The sequence below is a fragment of the Propioniciclava sp. genome (assembly GCF_029977985.1).
Lineage (GTDB): Bacteria > Actinomycetota > Actinomycetes > Propionibacteriales > Propionibacteriaceae > Propioniciclava.
In genome coordinates, this window is sequence record NZ_JARKOT010000028.1 from 1 (window position 1) to 2,001 (window position 2,001).

Genomic DNA, 2,001 nt, shown 5'->3' on the forward strand with positions numbered 1-2,001 from the left:
TCGAATGTGGCATCAACAAGCTCAAACACCAACGAGCCTTCGCCACCCGCTACGACAAACTCGCTGTCCGCTACACCGCCACCCTCCACATCGGAGTAATCAACGACTGGCTCAAACGACTTACGTAACACGACCTAGACGAGCTCGCCGCCCAGCTCACCGACGAGCAGGCCGAAGCGTTCTACGCCACCGCCGAAGGCACCCGCCAGTTCGCCACCGACCTCCAAGCCGCACGCGAGCAAGAGTCAGAAGCTCCGCGCCTGCGCGCACTCTGACTCACGATCCTCGGCTGTGGCCGGCTGGCGGGCGGGGTGCACCTGGCGGGCATGAAGACCTCCTCCTCATCGTTTCCGCGTGGCCGCCTGATCGCCCTCATCGCCGCCGGCCTCGCGCTGCTGATCCTGGCCGGGGTCGGCATCTATGGCCTCATCCTCGGCCCCCGCACGACCAGCACCCCGGCACCCGAACCCGCGCCGTCGACCTCTCACACACCGACGACGCCCGGACCGTCCTCGTCACGGCTGCCGGTCGTGCCCCGGTCGGTCGACCCGGAGACGTTCGCCCGCAACGTCGCCGAGGCAATCTTCGCCTGGGACACCACCAGTGCCCTGATGCCGGTGGACTACACGGCCGCGATCCTCGACATCGGCGACCCGTCCGGCACCGAACAAGCCGGCCTCGCCTCCGACCTGGCGACCTATCTGCCGACGCGGGATGCGTGGATCGAGCTGCGCAAGCACGAGACCCGCCAACACCTCACCATCGACCAGGCCGTCATCCCCGAGGCGTGGGCCGATGCCGTGGCGCAGGCACAACCCGGGCAGATCGCACCTGGCACGGCCGCGTACACGATTGAGGGCACCCGGCACCGCGACGGCCTGTGGAACGGCGAGGCCGTGACGAGCGAGCACGCGGTGTCGTTCACCGTGTTCATCGTCTGCACGCCGGCCTATCCGACCTGTCACCTGTTGCGGCTGTCCCAGCTCGACAACCCGCTGCGATGAGGACGGGCGTCTCGTGTTCAAAAAGTTCGCTGTCCTCGCGCTCGCCGCGCTGTTCTTCGGCCCGGCGATGCTGCTGGTGGCGATCGGGGTGCTGATGAACCCCGCCGCCATCGCCGCCTGCACCACCACAGGGGCGCTCTCGGTCGGCAACGTCCCCGACAGCCTCCAAGTGACCACCGCGGACGGCTACACCTTCACCCTCAACAAGCGACAGCTCACCCACGCCGCAACGATCATCACGGTCGGCGGCCGGATAGACGGGGTAGGCCGGCCAGGGGTGAAGGTCGCGCTCATGGCGGCGCTCACCGAGTCCACGCTGCGGATGCTCAGCAACACCGGCACCTACCCGGAGTCCGCGAACTACCCCAACGACGGCAACGGCGGCGACCACGACAGCCTCGGGTTGTTCCAGATGCGCCCGCAATCGGGGTGGGGCACCGTCGCCGAGTTGATGGACCCGAACTACCAAGCGGGGGCGTTCTTCGGCGGCCCGGATGGCCCGAACTATCCGAGCCCGCGCGGCCTCTTGGACATTCCGGGCTGGGAACGGATGGACCCCGGCGAGGCCGCCCAGTCGGTCGAGGTCAGTGCGTTTCCCGCCAGGTACCGCAACTACGCGCCCGTCGCTGACGCGATCCTCGACGCCCTCACCCGCACCGGCGGGCGCGGCGGCCCCGTCGCAGGGGTGGCGGAGTCGTCGCGGGTGGTGTTCCCGCTCCCGGAAGGAACCTGGGTCAAGACCGACGACTTCGGTCCGCGTATCCACCCGATCACCGGCCGAGAATCGTTCCACACCGGCCTCGACCTCGGTGCCGCGGACGGCACCCCGATCCTCGCTGCGGCGGACGGCACCGTGACCGTCGCCGAGTTCAGCGGCGGGTACGGCGGCCTGATCGTCATCGAGCACACCATCGACGGCCAAACCGTCGCCACCGCCTACGCGCATATGTGGCAGACGGGCATCCTCGTCCACGTCGGTGACCGGGTGAGCGCCGGG

Annotated in this window: 2 protein-coding genes; both read left to right on the forward strand. The window is 68.8% G+C overall.

Annotated features, from left to right (window positions below):
* Positions 1-326 precede the first annotated feature (326 nt).
* Positions 327-1,004: a hypothetical protein gene (locus Q1K57_RS02270; RefSeq protein ID WP_300078557.1), complete on the forward strand. Its 678-nt coding sequence runs from the start codon at positions 327-329 to the stop codon at positions 1,002-1,004.
* Positions 1,005-1,017: 13 nt separating this feature from the next.
* On the forward strand, positions 1,018-2,001 hold a 984-nt coding region (locus Q1K57_RS02275), incomplete at its 3' end, for a M23 family metallopeptidase (RefSeq protein ID WP_300078559.1).